This window comes from Scytonema sp. PCC 10023, from assembly GCF_963920835.1.
Taxonomy (GTDB): Bacteria; Cyanobacteriota; Cyanobacteriia; order Cyanobacteriales; family Nostocaceae; genus Kalymmatonema.
On the sequence record NZ_CAWUDP010000388.1, the window covers coordinates 1 to 273 of the forward strand.

Annotated in this window: 1 protein-coding gene; it reads left to right on the forward strand. The window is 56.4% G+C overall.

The window, feature by feature from the left end:
* Positions 1-197 (forward strand): hypothetical protein (locus ACM0OZ_RS49315; RefSeq protein WP_414590231.1); only part of this gene is annotated, 197 nt, incomplete at its 5' end.
* Positions 198-273: the final 76 nt, after the last annotated feature.

The window sequence follows — 273 nt, forward strand, 5'->3', positions numbered from 1 at the left end:
TGATGACGCGTGAAGTGAAGACCCAGTGCCGCGACGGATTGCTGCGACACAGTTGGCCGAACCTGGAGTCTTTCCGCGATGGTGGCAGCTGGTCCGACAGACGAAAAGCCAGACCATACAATCTGTTCTACGGCGACCTTGAAGCTGACATTGCGGACCGGCTCACCACCTACAGGCTTGAATCGGTGAAGCCTTGAGCGAGGCCCGTTCAGTTTAGGTAGCGCCGTGCGATGGAGATGCGTAACCTTGCGTCAAAGGGAGTTTCCATATGGA